This is a genomic window from Bacteroidota bacterium, assembly GCA_017303975.1.
GTDB lineage: Bacteria > Bacteroidota > Bacteroidia > JAFLBG01 > JAFLBG01 > JAFLBG01.
The window spans coordinates 32,288-49,547 of the sequence record JAFLBG010000026.1 but is presented as its reverse complement, the minus strand read 5'-3'; the positions used below and the strand labels follow the sequence as shown (position 1 = coordinate 49,547).

At 33.9% G+C, this 17,260-nt stretch carries 14 protein-coding genes; 7 read left to right on the top strand and 7 right to left on the bottom strand.

The window, feature by feature from the left end:
• Positions 1-561, top strand: a 561-nt coding sequence (locus tag J0M08_09635; protein MBN8703316.1) for a radical SAM protein, incomplete at its 5' end; no start/stop codon positions are given.
• Positions 525-1,247, top strand: coding sequence for a methyltransferase (locus J0M08_09630; protein MBN8703315.1), 723 nt, complete (start codon positions 525-527; stop codon positions 1,245-1,247). The genes J0M08_09635 and J0M08_09630, both read left to right, overlap by 37 nt.
• Before the next feature lie 5 nt (positions 1,248-1,252).
• Here J0M08_09630 and J0M08_09625 read toward each other — a convergent pair whose 3' ends face one another.
• Genes J0M08_09625 through J0M08_09600 form a run of 6 tightly spaced genes read right to left on the bottom strand, consistent with a single transcriptional unit; the run spans position 1,253 to position 7,799 of the window.
• A complete protein-coding gene (locus tag J0M08_09625) occupies positions 1,253-2,437 on the bottom strand; it encodes a hypothetical protein (GenBank protein MBN8703314.1) in 1,185 nt (394 codons plus the stop codon).
• Positions 2,438-2,440: 3 nt separating this feature from the next.
• Positions 2,441-4,015: a DUF2029 domain-containing protein gene (locus tag J0M08_09620; GenBank protein MBN8703313.1), complete on the bottom strand. Its 1,575-nt coding sequence runs from the start codon at positions 4,013-4,015 to the stop codon at positions 2,441-2,443.
• A gap of 2 nt (positions 4,016-4,017) precedes the next feature.
• Complete coding sequence (locus tag J0M08_09615; protein MBN8703312.1) at positions 4,018-4,803, bottom strand: TIGR02757 family protein; 786 nt, start codon at positions 4,801-4,803, stop codon at positions 4,018-4,020.
• Positions 4,790-6,055, bottom strand: a complete 1,266-nt coding sequence (locus tag J0M08_09610) for an MFS transporter (protein MBN8703311.1) — start codon at positions 6,053-6,055, stop codon at positions 4,790-4,792. Before J0M08_09610 ends, J0M08_09615 begins: the two co-directional genes overlap by 14 nt.
• 12 nt (positions 6,056-6,067) lie before the next feature.
• Positions 6,068-7,087 carry a PorP/SprF family type IX secretion system membrane protein gene (locus J0M08_09605; protein ID MBN8703310.1) on the bottom strand — a complete coding sequence of 340 codons (1,020 nt, stop codon included), beginning with the start codon at positions 7,085-7,087 and terminating at the stop codon, positions 6,068-6,070.
• 7 nt (positions 7,088-7,094) lie between these two features.
• A complete protein-coding gene (locus J0M08_09600; GenBank protein MBN8703309.1) occupies positions 7,095-7,799 on the bottom strand; it encodes a WG repeat-containing protein in 705 nt (234 codons plus the stop codon).
• A gap of 103 nt (positions 7,800-7,902) precedes the next feature.
• Between J0M08_09600 and J0M08_09595 the strand changes: the two genes are divergently transcribed.
• The 5 genes from J0M08_09595 to J0M08_09575 all read left to right on the top strand — a co-directional run bounded on the left by J0M08_09595 (position 7,903) and on the right by J0M08_09575 (position 16,011).
• On the top strand, positions 7,903-10,890 hold the full coding sequence (locus tag J0M08_09595; GenBank protein MBN8703308.1) for a gliding motility-associated C-terminal domain-containing protein: 2,988 nt from the start codon (positions 7,903-7,905) through the stop codon (positions 10,888-10,890).
• A gap of 82 nt (positions 10,891-10,972) precedes the next feature.
• Entirely contained in the window at positions 10,973-11,983 is a 1,011-nt protein-coding gene (locus J0M08_09590) for a bifunctional oligoribonuclease/PAP phosphatase NrnA (protein MBN8703307.1), read from the top strand.
• A 69-nt stretch (positions 11,984-12,052) separates the two neighbouring features.
• Positions 12,053-13,492 carry an oligosaccharide flippase family protein gene (locus J0M08_09585; GenBank protein MBN8703306.1) on the top strand — a complete coding sequence of 480 codons (1,440 nt, stop codon included), beginning with the start codon at positions 12,053-12,055 and terminating at the stop codon, positions 13,490-13,492.
• A 55-nt stretch (positions 13,493-13,547) separates the two neighbouring features.
• Positions 13,548-14,555: a hypothetical protein gene (locus J0M08_09580; GenBank protein MBN8703305.1), complete on the top strand. Its 1,008-nt coding sequence runs from the start codon at positions 13,548-13,550 to the stop codon at positions 14,553-14,555.
• Between the two features lies 1 nt (position 14,556).
• The gene (locus tag J0M08_09575) at positions 14,557-16,011 is read left to right on the top strand and encodes an O-antigen ligase family protein (protein MBN8703304.1); all 1,455 of its coding nucleotides are present in this window, start codon (positions 14,557-14,559) and stop codon (positions 16,009-16,011) included.
• On the opposite strand, the gene J0M08_09570 is transcribed toward J0M08_09575, so the two are convergent.
• On the bottom strand, positions 15,988-17,211 hold the full coding sequence (locus tag J0M08_09570) for a PP2C family protein-serine/threonine phosphatase (GenBank protein ID MBN8703303.1): 1,224 nt from the start codon (positions 17,209-17,211) through the stop codon (positions 15,988-15,990). The genes J0M08_09575 and J0M08_09570 overlap by 24 nt on opposite strands.
• Positions 17,212-17,260: the final 49 nt, after the last annotated feature.

Below are 17,260 nucleotides of genomic sequence, written 5' to 3'. Positions count from 1 at the left end.
AAAGGAGGAACTCAAACTCGAGAACAAATTAAATCGTTTGCAGCACGACTAAAAAAAATTGATATTATTCCGGAATACTCCTTTGTTCTTGGCTTTCCATCCGATAAAGAAAAGGAAGTATTTGAAGCAATTTTAGACGAAATTAATTTTATTCGAGAGGTTAAAGAAATTAATCCTAAAACAGAGATTATTATTTATGTGTATTCGCCTGTTCCGACAGAGAACAGCGATTTGTACAAGGAAATTAGCGCCCAAGGATTTAAGTTTCCTGAAAAGTTGGAAGACTGGGTAAGTAACGATTGGGAAAATTTTGATTTGCGAAAGAATCCATTAACACCATGGCTTAAACCCTACATGATAAATACAATTAAAAACTTTGAAACAGTTTTAAATGGGTACTATCCAACTGCAACAGATACAAGATTGACTGTAACAAAGCGATGGATAATCCGTAAAACAAGTTGGTTGAGATATAAATTAAAATGGTATCGATACCCATACGAAATTAAGCTACTTCTAAAAATTTGGAAATACCGACAACCGGAAAAGGAAGGTTTTTAATGGATAACATTGGGAAATATTTTTTTACTTGGTTTATTAAACCAATACTGTCTTTTTATTTGAAAAGAGAAACATCCTATTATTATAAAGGACTTAGAATTACAGTTTTTTCTGGAGTGTTTCACCCGCAATTTTTTTTTAGCAGTAAATTTTTAGCAAATTTTGTAGAGGGTTTACCGTTAAGTGGTAAAACGTTTTTTGAGCCATGTTCCGGAAGTGGCTTTATTAGTTTGATAGCCTCTAGAAATAAAGCAATTGTTACAGCATCTGATATTAATCCCAATGCTGTAGAAAATATTAAACTAAATTATAAAAAGAATGCGAGTCAATTTCCTTCAGAAAATATAAGCGTATATCTTTCCGATGTGTTCAATGCTATTCCGGTTCAACAATTTGATTTTATTGTGGTAAATCCACCTTATTTTTTTAAAGACTATAGCAATCTTGCTCAAGCTGCTTGGAATTGTGGGTTAAATGGAATTTTTTTCGATAATTTTTTTTCGAAACTTGTTGCTTATACACATACTAACTCAGAAGTTTTTATGGTATTGGCCGACAACTGCGATATTGAGAGAATAAAGAAAATTGCATCTTCTTATTTTTTTGATTTTGTATTAGTAAAAGAAAAGAAAATTTTGTGGGAGAAAAATTACATTTTCAAGATAGTTCGACAGAAGAATGAGTAGTTGTCCTACTTAAAAAAACTGGGGTCATCTCCCACCTTTTCTCTTATTGACAAAGGGACACGTAACGCATGTATATTTAACAAACTGTCAATGTAGCTTCTGTGGTAAAGTTGCTTTCCTATAAAAGGAAACTCCTCAAACTCATGTGTTTCAAACTTTGAAATTGTTTCCCATACTTTTTCATTTTTACCTTTCAACTCTTGCTGCAGCCTATCCTTATTGGGCTCCATAAATGTGATATACAATAACTCATTATATGTATGATCTCTAGTTTTGGTATAATCAAGTTCGCTATTTAACGTTCTTCTGTAATCGTCAAGCTTTTTTTGAAACCGTTGCTGATATGCTAAAAAATCTTCGTTTGATAGCATCCCATTAATTGCTGTATTGGTAGTGTATAAAGGCTGAATAATTGATTCGTGACACCATAAACATTTACTTGGTTTACCGGCCTCTCCATACTCTTTTGGCGAGTGTGTTGTTAAATTGCCAAAATTATCATAGATAGCAAATCGCAACTGCCCGTTTTCCAAAATATCCATTGCTTCGTATGTATTTCCGGTTGTTAAACTAATAGTTGTTGTATCAAATCCTTCTATGGCGTAAAATGCTACATCTCGAATATTTTCTCCAGTTGAAAATTGTATTATTCTTTTTCCTATTGCAACACAAGATTGATTAACTCCAAATGTTAAACCTTTATCTACATGATATCGCTTATTAAAATCTTTTAAAGTTGGATATACACCGGTAATTTTATAGTAGTGGTAAGGTGTGTGAAGGGTAAGTACTAATAATCTAGAAATGTCAATAAAATTACTCTGCTTGTACTCGTTGGTGTTTTTTATACTATCACAAATTAGGGCTAGCGCACTCTCTGCTTGCGAATTAAATCCAAGTGCATTTATATGCAGTATGTAGGTTGTACTGTCAATTTGTTCAAGTGCATCACTCCAAAATCCTTTAGGTAGATTTGCACCTAAATACGAAAAGGACCACAACATTCCTGTTTTAACATTATCAAATGTTTGTAATGGATAAGACTTATACCACTTAATCGTAATACTTTTGTTTGCACTAGAACTATTGTGTTTATTGGTGTAAGCGGATTGTATTATAAATAAAAGAGAGAAAAGTAGAATTATACTTAAGGAGGTTGATTTATTTGGCTTTATATTGATTCGAATCATTTGCTACTTATACATTGTAAATGGTAGGTCCTGTAAATTATTTTTCGTAACATAAAATATATTATACAATCCGGGACCTCTCTTATAATCTGTCAAAAATACTATTGTATCACCAATACAAGAAATTGTATTTATTTCAGAACCATCTTGCAAAAGTATATTTTTATTTTTTATACACTTCTCAATAGGATTTGAAACCTTTGTGGAATCGATATGAATACCTGAATAATTAAAATAGGTATAAGTAAGTGTATTCGAATTTTGGGAATATTGTTGTACATAATGTATAGATTTATTTGCAATAGGAGGGAAGTAGTTAAACTCATAGTCTTTACTTCTGGCGAAGTTGATTGTAATAAGTGATATATAAATGCTACTAATAAAAAGTATTGATTTATTCAGTTTAAACTCAAACTTAACTTCTTTAAGAATAAGAATAAGCAATAGGGTAAATAGTATCAGTTTGTAGTGCGCGAGAATAATTATACTGCCATCGAATAATCTTGGTGGCAATAATAGTATAGCTATAAGTGCAAAAACGAACAAATAATTTTTGGAAAGTTTTGTTGTTAAGCAAAAGGGAACTAACAAGAGTAGCGAATAGGTTGAGTTATAACCAGAAGTCATATTAGAGAAAACAAGAATGGTAAATATGCAAAATGCAATTTCATTCTTAATTTTTGTTATCACTATGCCAATTATTACTAGCAATGCAGAAACAATGCATCCATTTATTAAATTAATCCAAGATGAGCTAATTTGAATAAAAGGAGCTGAGTTCAGAACTTCGTCATACAAAAATAATTTGTGTAATACTACGATAACGCCATAATATGAGCTTGAAAAAGGATCGTTTACAAATCCGGAACTTAGTTTAGGGGTTATTTGTGTGTAAAAGCGATAAATGGTATCTGTGTCAACAATTAATGAGGTAGCTAGTAAAATAACACACCAATAAAGTGCAGTAAGGAATAGTACTTTATAGTTCTTTGTGAGAAAAAAGTAAAGCAAAAAAATAACAGGAGTAATTTTAATAGATATTATCATTGCAAGAATAAATGATATAAAATGATTGTTTTTTTGGAACCTGGTATGTGTAATTATTAACAAAGCACCACAAACAAATAAATAAGCTTGCCCAAAAAGAATATTGTAATAGATCGGAATAACTGCACTTGCAAGTATAATTATATGATGTATTTCAATTTTTATAGTGCGAAGAAAATAAAAGAAACAAATTGAAAATAAAACTACACCACTAAGGTTAAAAATAAGCTTTGCTAAGAATGGATTAGATACGTATGAAAGTGGTTTGTAGAATAATAATGATTGAGGAGCAACAGTGGTATGGCTTAGAAATAAGTTTTCATATCCTAATTTGCGAATTTGCTCATTAAAATTATATACATCATAGATAGAATTCCACACATTTTCTTTTTCAATTAATTTTGCTCCGAAATAATAATTACCAAAATCTCCTAATGGCTTATGAATACAATAAAAACTTATGAGAATTCCAATAAGTAAGATGGACAGGCTTATTATAAAGGCGGGAGTAATATCCTTGAATCGATCCATAGCTAAAATTTTTCAATTGCTCCAAGCCCAAATAAAGCAAAGTCGTATTTGATAGGGTCGTTACTATCTAGCATTCGAAGATAGTTTGTTAGTTCTTCAACAGCTTTCCAATCGTTTTGTTTTCGGAATAATAAACCTAGTTCTCTAGATGTATTCCCAGTATGAATATCTAATGGACAGTAAAGTGCTGCCATTGACATTTTTCTCCATATTCCAAAATCTACACCTTTATGGTCTTTTCGTACCATCCATCGTAAAAACATATTTAATCTTTTAGCAGCACTATTATCTGCTGGATTCGAAACATGTTTTAGTGTTCGAGTTGGAAATTTTTTCAACTCGAAGAATATGGCTCTAAATTCTACAATTGCATTTTTAATCGAATTATTTTCTTTGTACCCCTTGTAAAATGATTGCTCTAGGCCGCTATGATTCTTGTAAATATTTTTTAAAGAGTTAAGAAAGTAAATGCAATCAATTCCATTAAAAGTGCGATGAACAAATTTATTGAACACGTTTAAGTCTTTCTCAGATGAATGAAGAATAAAATGGTAAGGCGAATTGTCCATCCATTGCATTAATCTATTCCCATTTTTAATTATACTTGCACGCTGCCCCCAAGCAATAGTAGCTATTAAAAAAGCGGAAATTTCTATATCTTCTTTTACGTTAAATTGATGCGGAATACAGATAGGGTCAGTTTGAATAAATTGATGAGAGTTGAAATAATTATACTTTTCATCTAAAAACTCTTTTAATTCGTTAAGACTTAACTTATTTGTTTTCATTCGTTGCAGACAAGTTAAGTTTTATAAGAGTTGGAGCTAATTTTATTGTTGCTAATGCCGTTGCAATTGTAATACTGCCGCCAATTATAACAGAAGGAACCAATCCAACTAATTTTGCTGCAGCGCCAGATTCAAATTGCCCTATTTCGTTTGACGAGCCAATGAATATACTATTCACTGCCGACACTCTTCCTCTCATTTCATCCGGTGTATAAAGTTGTAAAATAGTGTGTCTTATCACAACGCTAATATTGTCGAATGCTCCGCCAAGGAGTAATACCGTAAATGAAAAATAAAAATTGGTAGATATGCCAAATAAAATAATTGTGATGCCGAATCCAATTACAGCAACTACAAGTTTTTTTCCTGCATTTTTAAGCGGAGGAAAAAATGCGAGTACTAGTGCCATTATAACAGCTCCTATAGATGGTGCTGCTCTTAGCCATCCCAAACCAATGGCTCCGGTATGCAGTATTTGATCGGCATATATTGGCAACAATGCTACAGCTCCTCCAAATAATACTGCAAATAAATCTAGTGAGATAGCAGGTAACACAATATTGCTTTTAAAAACAAAACGAATTCCCTTTGATATACTTTTAAAAATTGGCTCTCGTTTATTTTCAACAGCATTGCTTTTTATCATAGGTAATAAAAGAGCAGAAATAAGTGATATGGTAAATAAAAAAATTACGAGTCCGTAAGAAAACACGTAATTAGTATAACTAAAAACAATACCGCCCAAAGCGGGTCCAATAACAGCACCTATTTGCCATACGCTGCTGTTCCAGGTTGCAGCAGTTGCGTAATGTTTTTTTTCTACTACTTGCGATAGTAAAGCGAAGTAGGATGGGCCCAAAAATGCACGTATTATTCCTGTAAGTCCTATAAGTACGTAAACTGAAAATATTCCAAAATAATTTAAATACTCAAATGAGTTTAAAGAGAGCAGTAGAAAGCCCGTTGATGTAAACAAATAAAAGATAAGAGCAATTAATATTATTTTTTTACGATTAAAAATGTCAGCAATATGTCCTGCAAACAAAATAATAGTTATAAAAGGTATAATTTCTGCAAGTCCAATCAGTCCTAATGACAATGCATCTTTTGTGTATTCGTATACCTGCCATCCCACTAAAATACTTTGCATCTGAATAGCAATTGTGAGTAAAAATCGAGATAACGAAAAAAATAAAAAATGCTTGTTTTGAAGTACTTCTAGTTTTTCAGAATTTAGTTTGAATAACGGCATGTAAAATAACTACTAAAAAAAGTAGCGTAACGAAATTTCGGGACCCCCTCTTACTTTGCTTGCTACAATATATCGTGAAATGGTAAAATCATAACTTAATCCAATTTGGTAATTAGACATTTTAATTAAAAACTGAGCAAATAAAGCGTCTTTAAACCTATAAAACGCACCATACGAAATGGTTGCGCCATGCACAAGTTCTGTGTATTTTGAACCTGCCTTAAAGTATGATTTTACGGAAGCTCCAACTACAACTTGGTTAAATGGTCCATCTTTTATGTATAAGACAGACGGTTCAAAACTATTTCCGCTGTTTAATGCAAAGTGAAAATTTCCGTGACCTTGCCATCTCCAATACTTGGGCGAACTGCCTGCAATAAATACACTTTTGTTTGGTGTGTATGTAACACTAAGTCCTGCATTAAAGCTAAAGTCACTGTTTTGCATAGAGAAAGCAGTTTTAGGAACATAATTCCAACTCAAACCGCCTGTATAGTTCAAATACGATTGTCTAGTTAAAGCAAAATTTTCTCCAATAGATGCACCGGGGTCAAATGTTCCATTTTGATATTGATTGTCGGTAGTAAATTTACTTATATCAACGGTATTCATTCTGAAATTACCCATTAACCCTAGCGACAAGGTATTACTGAGTCCTAGTTTAATATGACCACTAATAGCACCACCTAAAACATTCGATTTAATTTGTCCTGCACCAAGTTTGTCATTTAGTACATAAGCACCAACGCCTAAGTGCCGAGTCTTTTCAAAGTTTTGAAGTGTTTTTATTCCAGCATTGGCGGCAATTGTTCTAAAAGGAGAATTTGCGCTACTCCACTGACTGCGAAAATTTAGACCTACATCTGTTCCGACTTGACCGGAAAGTGCCGGATTTAAAAGTGTTTCGTTTTGATAAAATTGTGAAAATGGAACAACATGTTGACTATATGAACTCAAACAGATTAAAAACAATCCGTAGCAAATAACAGAGTTCTTTTTTGTTGAAGAATAAAATAGATTAGAGAAACTCATTTTATTCTTAATGTTTTCTTTCTAGCTTTTCCATTTCTTCCTCTTCCGGCTTTTTCTCGTCTTTTACCCAATTACCTTTTAAATCTATGTAATAGGCTTTATTGTCCTTTCTTACTCTTGCTAGTCCATTGTAAAATGGTGCAGCTTCATCAAACGTAGCAGCTATTGTATAAACATTCTTGCTATTTATATAGCCCCATTTTTTATCAGCATTTTGAACCGCAGCAACTTCTTCCGTAAAATTGTGTGCATTTTCATATTGAAGTTTAATAACCTCAACTCCCTTTGGGTTTATATAACCAAACTTGCTATTTTTGCTAACTCTTGCCAAGCCATCTTTATTAAAATCATCTGCAAAATCAAACTCTAACGGGATTATAACTTTTCCAGCTTTATTTATGTATCCACTTTTGCCACCTTGTGTTACCCTGGCAAACCCAAGTTGTGTAAAAACAGAAGCATCGTCATATATAAAATCGATTACTACGTTGCTTGTATTATTTATAAACCCTCTTTTGTTATTTTTTAATACTAGTGCATAGCCATTGTAAAAATCGCTACCTGCTTGATAGGTAGGTTCAACAATAACTTTTCCGGATTCGTCTTTGTATCCAACTTTAGCATTCTTATAAAATCGAATAGGCGTTTTGTCTTGCGCCAATGAACTTAAAAAGATAAAAGAAGATAGGATAGCAAAGCTGTATTTTTTCATGATTAACAATTAGATTTAATGGCTAAGATATTTTAAAATAACTAATTATTCAAACCTAAAATTGTATGATAGATGGTTGATTGTTCCTACTTTTGTACACAGTATGCGTAAATTATTTTTTTGTAAACATATTCCTCTTTTTATTCTACTTTATATTACTTCTTTGCAATTGGTTGCTCAGAGAGGTAAGCATGGAGCAAAAATTATTACTTCTGCCAATACTATTGTAAATGAATATACCTATTTAACTGCCGATGCTCTTAGTGGGACTACAACACTTACCGTTTTCGATGGCTTTTTAAATTCAACCAGCAGGTTCTCTGGTCCATTAGCTCAAGGCGATTTAATTCTTATTATTCAAATGCAAGGAGCTATTATAAACGGTACAGCAAGTGGAGATGGGGCAACTCCTTCTGACAGTACTTGGGGCGAAATACTTTCGTACGGAAGTTGCGGTAATTATGAATTTGCCCAAGTAAAAAGTTTGGTCAATATTAATACAATTGAACTCGATTGCCCTATTTCTAATAACTATGTAGCACTAGGAAAGGTTCAAATAGTAAGAGTTCCAAGATACTCAACCTTAACTATTTTCAATAGTGGTGTAATTACAGCAGATGCGTGGAATGGGCAAAAAGGTGGTATTGCAACCATAGAGGTGCGCGGAAATATTACGATTAATGCAGGTGCAAAAATAGATGTAAGTGCAAAAGGTTTTAGAGGTGGGCAAGTTGATAGTTCTTCCAATTTTGGAGTTAATTATACTGCGGCAATAAAAAAAGAATTTGGAGGAGAAAAAGGCGAGGGTATTGCAGGCTATCAATCCGACTATGCTACTTTTGGAGGAAGGTATTGCAAAGGAGCTGCTGCCAATGCCGGTGGTGGCGGCACTGCGCACAATGCCGGTGGTGGCGGAGGTGCAAATGGTGGAAATATAAATTTATGGAAAGGTTCAGGCAATCCGGATATTAGTAATACAAATTGGATAGCTGCATGGAACTTAGAATACAATGGTTTTGCTAATTCTACATCCAGTGGCGGTGGTAAAGGTGGATATACTATGTCATCTAGCAACAATGGCGCACTTTCGATTGGTCCTGACAATATATTGTGGGGAGGCGATTTGAGAAGCAAACAAGGTGGTTTGGGAGGAAGGCCTCTTGATTATTCTACCGGAAAATTATTTTTAGGTGGGGGCGGAGGAGCTGCTGATGGTAATAGTAATACAAATGGCTATGGAGGTGTAGGAGGAGGACTGGCTTATATTATGTGTTATGGATTTGTGTCCGGAGCAGGGCAAATTGTGGCAAACGGACAAAATGGAGGAGATGCCTGTTGTACTGGAACATTTTCTTCTACAGGTAAAGATGGTGCAGGTGGTGGCGGTGCAGGGGGCACAATTGTAGTAAATGTGTGGGGAAATGTTAGTGGAATTACCATTAATGCAAATGGCGGAAAAGGTGGTGATCAATATATTTCTCCTGTTGTTGGAATTACAGATGAAGCGCAAGGTCCGGGTGGTGGTGGCGGTGGCGGACATATAGCTATTTCAAGTGGCTCCCCCACAATGACTGCAACTGGTGGTGCAAATGGAACAACCGATTCTGATGCTCTTACTGAATTCCCTGCAAATGGAGCAACAAAAGGCGGGAATGGAACAACTGGTGCATCTGCCCCACATTATTACATAAAATCGACTGGAGATACCATTTGTAAAAATACTACTGCAATTATTTCTGCTACTTTGCTTGGTACTCCGCCAAGTAGCTTTACTATTCAATGGTACGATTCAGCATCCGGAGGCAATTCCATTGCAAGTGGACCAACTTATACTACCACTCCTTTGCAATCATCAAGATTATATTATGTAGGTACTTGTCCCGGAACGTATCGCGATACCGTTCTTGTGCTGGTATCTCCAACTATAAATGCTTCAAATTCCGGTAACATTTGTGTTGGAAGTTCTACTTCTTTAAATGCAACTGGAGGAACTACTTATCAATGGTTTCCAACTGTGGGGTTATCTCCAACTACAGGAGCCTCAGTAATTGCGAATCCTACCACAACAAGTACTTATTTTGTAGAGGGAACAGATAACAATGGTTGTAAAGATACAGCTGCTGTTACTGTTGCCGTTTTTCCGCTGCCCAATATTTCCAGCTCTAATGATACATCTATTTGTTTTGGAGGTGCCGCCAATCTTTTTGCCTCCGGGGCAACAACCTATGCATGGTCTCCAAGTGCAGGATTGTCATCTGTTTCAGGTGCAAGTGTTGTTGCATCTGCTTCAAATACTACTCAGTATGTCGTTACAGGAGTAGATTTAAATGGTTGTCTAGACACTTCTATTACTAATGTAGGTGTTTTGTCAACCGATTTTGCCGATGCAGGAATTGATGTGAGTATATGTGTTGGAGAACAAATTTCCCTTTCTGCTTCCGGTGGAATAAGCTATGTTTGGAACAATGGCTCTACAACCAGTACCATTGTAGTTTCTCCAACTACCACAAACTCATTAATAATAACTGCATTTGACGGAGCAAAATGTTATTCAAACGACACCGTTGTTGTAACAGTAAATCCCTTGCCCTCCATTGATGCCGGACCTGATAAAAGTGTTACACTTGGAAGTAGCACTGTTATAAATGCTTCCGGAGGTGTTACTTATTTTTGGATACCTGCAACATTTTTAGATTGCTTTACCTGTGCCAGTCCCACAACAACGCCAAGTGTCACAACTACGTATAGTGTACTTGCTGTTGATGTTAATGGGTGTAGCAATATGGATGAAGTTACGATTACTGTTACCGAAAAATGTGATGATTTTTTTATCCCAAGCTTATTTTCTCCGAATGGCGATGGTATGAATGATGTTTTTTATGTAAGAGGTGGATGTGTGGTAAGTTTAACTTTTTTAGTTTACGATAGATGGGGTACAAAAATGTTTGAATCTACTAGTATTTCTGATGGTTGGAATGGAACTCACAAAGGTAAAAAAGCCGAAGAAGGTGTATATAGTTATTACGTTAAAGTACTATTTGAAAACGGAGACGAACAAAAATTTACAGGACCAATATCACTAATTTATTAAACCAAATTGTTTGTCTCATATAGATTGAATAATCTAAAAATTAGATATTCAATAGAAACTAAACTAATCGAAATAAAAAGGCATGACACTACAGCAGCTAAAAAAAACGTTATCAAAAAAACAAACAATAACCATATTTACTCATTGGTCGCCTGATGGAGATGCAATGGGTTCTTCTTTAGGTCTATACAATTACTTAAAATTAGGAAAACACACTATTCGAGTAATTACCCCCAACGATTATCCGGACTATTTGCATTGGATTCCCGGAAACAGTAATGTACTGGATTTTCAAAAAGAAGAGAAAAAAGCACTTGCCCACATTCAAAAATCTGATATTATTTTTTGTTTAGATTTCAATCATTATTACCGATTAGAAGATAAATTGGGAGCAATAGCTTCAAAAGCAAAAGGATTAAAAGTTTTAATTGATCATCATGAGCAGCCAACGATAGCTGCTGATTATGTATTGCATAATGTGCATTCTTCGTCAACGTGCGAGTTGGTGTATGATTTTATATGCAGCTTAGGTGGCAAAAAAGCTATTACTAAAAACATAGCTAATTGCTTGTACACCGGAATAATGACAGATACCGGCTCTTTCAAATTTCCATCTACAAAAGCAAAAACACATCGCGTAATTGCCGATTTAATTGAAGCCGGAGCCGAAAATTCAAAAAACAACTCATTAATACATGACAACTATACATACGATAGATTAAAATTGCTTGGGTATAGTTTATACGAAAAGTTGAATGTTATGCCGGAAATTCACACTGCTTACTTAGGATTAACACAAAAAGAGCAAGACAAATTCAACTTTAAAAAAGGCGATACGGAAGGATTGGTTAATTATGCACTTTCAATTAAAGAAATTAAATTTTCGGTTTTCTTTACAGAACGAGACGGTAAAGTAAAAATGTCATTCCGCTCAAAAGGAGCTTTTGATGTAAATAAATTTGCTCGTAAACATTTTGATGGAGGAGGACATAAAAATGCCTCCGGAGCAAGTAGCAAATTAAGTTTAAAACAAACAATAGATAAGTTTTTAAAAGCTTTACCTGACTATAAAACGGAGCTTACCAGAAGCTAATAGTCGTTAGTTTTCCACTTACAACTAAAATCTTATATTTGCCACCACATAAATTTCAGGTAGGCTTAAATGCAAAAAAAGTTTGTTACAAATTTAGCGCTTCTATTATTTCTTAATTTACTTATTAAGCCATTTTGGATATTAGGGATAGATCGCTCTGTTCAAAATGCTGTAGGAGCTGCGGATTATGGAATGTATTTTGCTCTTTTCAATTTTTCTTTCCTACTGAATATTATTCTTGATTTTGGAATTACCAATTTTAATAATAAGAATATTGCTCAAAACAACCATCTTTTAACAAAACACTTTTCTAGCATTGTAGTACTAAAGATCATTTTAGCAGTTATCTATTTAATAATTACCATTATTAGCGGTTTTGTAATTGGATATGATGTAAAGCTTACCAAAATGCTCATTCTTTTGGCATTCAATCAGTTTTTAATTTCATTTATCATGTATTTAAGGTCAAATCTGGCTGGATTGCATCTATTTAAAACAGACAGTTTTGTTTCTATTTTAGATAGGCTTATTATGATTGCTATTTGTGGTGTTTTGTTGTGGGGCAATGTGTTCGATGTTCAATTTGATATTATTTGGTTTGTGTATTCACAAACAGCAGCTTATTTCTTTACAGCCTTAATCACGTTTATTATTGTAGTTAGAAAGGTGGACTCGCTTCAATTGAAATGGAGTTTCCCTTTTTCGTTAATGATTTTAAAAAAGAGCTTTCCGTTTGCTGTTTTAGTTTTATTGATGACTTTTTACAACAGAATTGATGCAGTAATGTTAGAACGTATATTGCCTGACGGAGAAGAACAATCAGGTATTTATGCACAAGCATATAGACTTTTAGATGCAACGAATATGATTGCTTTTCTGTTTGCGGGCATGCTACTTCCCATTTTTTCAAGAATGATTAAATACAAGGAATCGGTTGAACAATTAGTAAAGCTTTGTTTCACCTTGCTTATAACACTTTCGGTAATGGTAGCAGTGTGTTGCGCCTTTTATTCAGAAGAGTTTATGCATTTATTGTATAAACAGCATATTGAACTATCATCTCCGGTATTTGCTATTTTAATGTGTTGCTTTATCGCAACCTCTACAACATATGTGTTTGGTACATTATTAACCGCTAACGGAAATTTAAAAGAACTAAATACCATTGCAGCTTCGGGAATGGTTGTAAATATAGCACTCAATTTTTTACTCATTCCGGTTTACAAAGCAACCGGTTCTGCTATGTCAAGTTTGTTTACGCAAGTAGCAACTGGGCTTGCGCAAGTATTAATGGTACAATACCAATTTAGGTTTAATATAAATTATAGATTGCTTAGCAAACTAGCAGTGTATGTTTTTGGAGTAATTTGTATCAATTATTTTTCAAAAATGATGACCGAGCAATGGATGCTTAACTTTGTGGCATCTGCGGTGGGTTGTGTGGTATGGGCATTCTTAATTAGATTAATTAATATAAAATCTGCGATTCGTATTCTAAAATACGGATAATCAACACATTGAGCCTATAGAAAAAATAACTACTTTTAACATAAATTTAAAAAGTATGCAAAGTTCAAAGCAGTTTGATTCTTCCGACATTCTCTCATTTCTTTATTCACAAAGAAAACTTATTGGTAAAATTACCTTACTTGCAGTGGTTGTTTCTGTTGTTGCAAGTCTTTTACTTACACCTAAATATAAATCAACAGCAATTATTTTTCCAACAATGACTAATACTGTTTCCCGCAACTTGTTGGAGCAATACAATGGAGGCCAGCGTGATCATTTAGCATTTGGAGAAGAAGAACATGTAGAACAAACACTACAAGTCCTAAATTCAAACGAAATTAGAGATAAAATTGCTCAAAAATATAACCTATTATCCCATTACGGAATAAGTGCAAACGACTCAAAAGCCAATGATAAAGTAAAAAATGAATTCGAAGGTGCAGTTAAATGCAAAGCCACCGAGTACATGTCAATTAAAATTGAAGTAATTGATAAAAGTGCCGATACCGCTGCTCTTATTGCAAATGACATACTTGCATTTCTTGATAGCATTAAGTATAGAATGACAAAAGAAAGAGCTGTAGAAGCATATCAAATTGTAACTAAAGAGTATTTGGCAATTAAGAAAGAGGTAAATATGATGGAAGATTCTATGGAGACCTTTAGAAATATGGGTATTTATGATCATGAACTTCAAGTGCAGGAATATACTAGGGGATATGCAAAGGCAATTGCCGCAGGCAATGCCAATGCCGCAAAACAAATAGAGGAGAAATTAAATGTGTTTAAAGTGTATGGAGGTCGGTTTTTATCGTTAAAAGAAAATTTATGGGCTGCAAGAGGTCGGATGACAGTTTTAAAAGTAAAAATGGATCAAACTCAAGCAGATGTAGAAAATACATTACCTTATAAATTTGTTGTAAATAAGGCCGATGTACCTCAAAAAAAACATTCTCCAATAAGAAGTTTAATAGTACTTGTTACAGCATTTTCAGCTTTTGCGTTTACGTGTATTGTACTGCTGTTTAAAGAGAGATTTGGTCAATTAAGTAAATCGAACTAGTTTGTTTACCTTTTTCTTTAGAAAACAGTATATACTTCTTCTTTCTTGTATCTATATTTTAGGTGCAGCTTATGTTCTATTGTATCAAAGCTTTTATTTTTACCTGTATTGCTCCATACCAATATTACTTATTGCATTGTACTTGGCTTTTTTTCATTTAAACCATTTTTTTTACTTAATAGCACTTGTTGTACCACTATCTATTCCTTTTGAAAACTCTGCTATTCAGCTTGGATTAAGTGTACCTGCCGAGCCACTTATTATAGTGGCAACCATAGTTTTTATGCTAAAAAAAATCATGAACGGTGGTATAGATAAATCTATTTATACTCATCCTGTTACATTAGTTATTCTATTCAATATAGCTTGGATAGCAATTACTGCAATCGTAAGTGAAATGCCATTGGTTTCTTTTAAATTTTTGCTGGCAAGAATTTGGTTTGTAGTTGTATTCTATTTTTTGGCACTGGAAATTTTTTCTAATCTAGCTGCAATAAAAAAATATATGTGGATTGGTATTTCTACGATTCTTATTGTAATAGCCTATACACTTGTAAGCCATGCTCAGTTTGGTTTTGGAGAAAGGTCAGCCAATGCAATCATGTATCCATTTTATAACGACCACACTGCATACGCTGCAGTTTTAGTTATGTATCTGCCTTTCTTGGCTTACGCATTTTATACCAAAACTTATAATAGAACTCTTAATATACTAGCCTTAGGTCTTTTATTGATTTTTATAATTGCAATTGTATTTTCTTATACCAGAGCGGCTTGGGTGAGCCTGGCAGCAGCTATGGTAATTTTACTTTTTTTAAAACTGAAAATTAAATTTAGGACATTAATTCTGTTAGCATTAGTTGGAATCGGTTACTTGTTATTTAACAGTTCTGATATTTTGATGAAACTATCAAAAAACAAGCAAGATGCATCTGAGAATTTTACTGAGCATATTCAATCTATTTCTAATATATCATCAGACGCATCGAATGTTGAACGCATAAACAGATGGAAATGTGCCATTAAAATGTTTTTAGAACGCCCTGTTTTTGGTTGGGGACCGGGCACATATAGTTTTAAATATGCTCCTTTTCAAGAGGCAAAAGACAGAACTATTATCAGTACAAATTTTGGAACAGGAGGTAATGCACATAGCGAATATCTGGGGCCATTGGCAGAGAGTGGGGTATTGGGCGCTGCATCTATTCTAATACTGGTGTTTTTTATTTTTTCGTTAGGGTTTCGTATTTATTATGCTTCGCAGGATAAGGAAATAAGAACAATGGTTCTAATTCTATTCTTTGCTCTTATTACGTATTTGGTGCATGGTGTACTAAATAATTTTTTGGATACGGATAAAGCTTCCGCACCATTTTGGGGCTTTTTAGCAGCATTGGTTGCTATTGATATTCGACAGAATAAGAAAGACGAGCTACTTAAATCGACAGCTAAATAGCGCTATATCATCAATGTAAGGCATGTCGCCTTTAAAGTCAAGTACAGAATCTATTATTTTATTATTTAAAGAAGTCATGCTATTTCCTGCATTATCAAAAACTAAATCATTTAATCTATCGGTGCCAAATTCTTCTTTGTCCGTATTTTCAATTTCAACCAACCCGTCTGTATAGCAGTGAATAACAGAGCCCGGTTCTAATGTAACAATACCTTCTTTTATTTTACGCAAATCATCAAACATTCCAAGCCCTGTACATCCTATCGTTAAAAGACTACACGACTTTCCGTTTGTTATAACCGGAGGATTGTGTGCTGCATTTACGTAATTCAGTGTACGAGTTACCAAATTATACTTGGCAATGAACAGGGTAATAAATTTTTCTCCATTTGCATTAGCCATCACTTTTTTATTCAACTCCCTAATCAATTCGGTAAGCGAGCTTGAATAATTAATAAGTGCTCTTAAGTTTGCCTGGAAATTTGCCATCAACAGTGCTGCAGATACTCCTTTGCCGGAAACATCTGCCATACAAAAAGCTATTTCATCTTCACTTAAACGAATAAAATCGTAATAATCGCCTCCAACTTGCTGGTGCGGCAAATAAAATGCAGCCACTTCTAATTGTTTATCGTTGGGCAAACTGCTCGGAAACAACATAGATTGCATTTCAGAAGCAAGTTCCAACTCTTTTTTTACTGCGGCTTGACGTATGTTTTCTTTCGCAAGTTTTTTGTTTTCAATGGCAACAACAATAATATTGGTAAGTGTTTGTATAAACGGTAAATGCTTAATTGCAGGACTTACCTCTAACTTATCTTCAATATCGCCTATAAGCACGTAGGCTAAAGGTTGTGATTTATGAAAAACTGGAATAATTATCTCAAACGATGTTTCGTGAAGCTGAGCAGATAAATCTATTGTACTTATTTCTGTGATATGAATTAAGTCTCTTTCTACATTCAAATTTACGTATTCATTTCCCACACCGTATTTCATAATGCATTTCCACCCCAAATCATTACTAAACAAGGCTACTTTGCCAATGCTTAGTTCGTTTTTCAAGATGTCTTCGAACTTTAAGAGTAAATCTGCTGTAGTAAAATTGTTGTTTATAGCTTTAGTAACTTCTAGCAACGAATTAAGCTTAATATCTTTTATTCGTGTTGGTCTATTAGTTCTATTTGAATCTTGAGCCATAAAATAAGATGAATCGAATTACTAATATACCATTTTTGAAGAGCTTATG

Coding starts and splice junctions, on each gene's coding strand:
- J0M08_09625 (MBN8703314.1), bottom strand. CDS start 2,437: ATGATTCGAATCAATATAAAGCCAAATAAATCAACCTCCTTAAGTATA.
- J0M08_09620 (MBN8703313.1), bottom strand. CDS start 4,015: ATGGATCGATTCAAGGATATTACTCCCGCCTTTATAATAAGCCTGTCC.
- J0M08_09615 (MBN8703312.1), bottom strand. CDS start 4,803: ATGAAAACAAATAAGTTAAGTCTTAACGAATTAAAAGAGTTTTTAGAT.
- J0M08_09610 (MBN8703311.1), bottom strand. CDS start 6,055: ATGCCGTTATTCAAACTAAATTCTGAAAAACTAGAAGTACTTCAAAAC.
- J0M08_09605 (MBN8703310.1), bottom strand. CDS start 7,087: ATGAGTTTCTCTAATCTATTTTATTCTTCAACAAAAAAGAACTCTGTT.
- J0M08_09600 (MBN8703309.1), bottom strand. CDS start 7,799: ATGAAAAAATACAGCTTTGCTATCCTATCTTCTTTTATCTTTTTAAGT.
- J0M08_09595 (MBN8703308.1), top strand. CDS start 7,903: ATGCGTAAATTATTTTTTTGTAAACATATTCCTCTTTTTATTCTACTT.
- J0M08_09590 (MBN8703307.1), top strand. CDS start 10,973: ATGACACTACAGCAGCTAAAAAAAACGTTATCAAAAAAACAAACAATA.
- J0M08_09585 (MBN8703306.1), top strand. CDS start 12,053: ATGCAAAAAAAGTTTGTTACAAATTTAGCGCTTCTATTATTTCTTAAT.
- J0M08_09580 (MBN8703305.1), top strand. CDS start 13,548: ATGCAAAGTTCAAAGCAGTTTGATTCTTCCGACATTCTCTCATTTCTT.
- J0M08_09570 (MBN8703303.1), bottom strand. CDS start 17,211: ATGGCTCAAGATTCAAATAGAACTAATAGACCAACACGAATAAAAGAT.